General features: G+C 26.6%; 1 protein-coding gene and 1 rRNA gene. One reads left to right on the plus strand and one right to left on the minus strand.

Annotated elements, in window-relative coordinates; all coding sequences use genetic code 11:
• Positions 1-76: ribosomal RNA gene (gene rrf / locus QK892_RS18500) — 5S ribosomal RNA — on the plus strand; the annotation flags it as partial.
• 666 nt (positions 77-742) lie between these two features.
• Here rrf and QK892_RS18340 read toward each other — a convergent pair.
• Positions 743-868 carry a hypothetical protein gene (locus QK892_RS18340; RefSeq protein WP_317274988.1) on the minus strand — a complete coding sequence of 42 codons (126 nt, stop codon included), beginning with the start codon at positions 866-868 and terminating at the stop codon, positions 743-745.
• Between the last annotated feature and the right edge of the window lie 764 nt (positions 869-1,632).

Here is a 1,632-nt window from a genome sequence, read left to right on the forward strand (position 1 = left end):
GAACAGGAAAGTTAAGCTCTACAGCGCCGATGGTACTGCATGGGAGACTGTGTGGGAGAGTAGGACGTTGCCAGGTTGGTAAAAGACTTAAGATTTATCTTAAGTCTTTTTTATTTACCTTTAAATGCTATAGATTAAAATATGCTATTAAAATTTTTTATGAATCTCATGGAGAAGTATAAGCAAATGGTAGATTATAGTATAAATTGTATATAAAATATAAATATTAATTGCAATCTGAAATTGAACTACTTTCTGTTTAAGTTGAATAAATATAGTCAAGTTGTAGATCGAATAGCTTTTGAGGGGTCTTATAACCAAGTTTTTTTCTGGGTAAAGTATTGCACTAATCTTCAATGTAGCCAATTTCGTCAGAACTATAATTATATAGATTTACCCTCGGGAATAAATTTTCTTATCATGCTATTAAGGCAATCATTACATCCTTTTTCAAAGGATTAATAAGGATGCGTAAAATAGACCTTAGTGTTAATATCTTTTTTTATATAACTAAGAGTAGCAAATTCTGATCCATTATCAGAGGTTATAGTTTTAAACACTTGGCTAAACTCATTTCCAAACTCAGACTTAAGTCTAGAGATCTCTGGTGCACGGCTTCATCTGTTTTCAATTTAATTTTTCTATGTATCGAATTTAGTGTATTTCGTTCAACTATAGTTAAGAGAACATTATCCCTCTTAGATTTTGATCCTATTACAGTATCAATTTCCCAATGTCCAAATTATTCTTTAGTATCAATAGTCTTATCTCTTTCTTCTATACTACGTCCTAGATTTCTTCTATTTTTTCTAACAACTTTCTGTTTCTTATTTATTCTTAACTTAATTAGTAAGTCTGAATTTTTCACATTTCAAAATCCTAAATCAACGTAAGAGTATAGAGTTTTAGTAAATACCATTTCGCTACGATGAAAGCAATCTGTATTAAGAGCTTCACCAAAACATGCATAAAGGGACAAGTTATCTTTTAATCTTATTTCGATAAAACACCTGTATTGTAAAGGTAGATGTTTATTTTTCTTTATATTTTATTATTGTTTTTATAGTCCATAGTGATTATCATTTTCATAGGTATTTTGTGGTAAATTTATCTCAATACAGAAAGTAATCCTATGAATTTTTTTATTTAGTTCAATTTCGTTTCACAACTAGCCTAAAAGATAAATAATAGAAAATTTTTCTATCATATTTATATGAGACTATAAATGTAATAATTATTTTTAAAATTAGGAAGAATAGTAGTATAAAGCGTAATTTTATTTACAATCAATGAATATAAAAATAACAATTATTTCTAGAAAATATGATTAATTTAGATAAAATAGTCAACAACTATACCAGATGTATCAATATGTATAAAAACGAGAATAATGTATATAATCATAAGAAATGGGGAAATAATATCATAAATAAAAAAATATAATAAAACAAAAATATTTTAATATGATATTATGTAAATCGTCCTTAGTAAATGAATCTTGTGTCAACAAAAAAATATAAAAAAGTTGTTGACAAACAGTAAGACAGATGATAATATAAGGAAGTCGCTTGAGGGCGACGAAGAAAATGGTCTTTGAAAATTGAACAGAATATAAGTTAAGTATAAAGTAAA

The sequence above is a fragment of the Clostridium lamae genome (genome assembly GCF_033043255.1).
GTDB lineage: Bacteria > Bacillota > Clostridia > Clostridiales > Clostridiaceae > Clostridium > Clostridium lamae.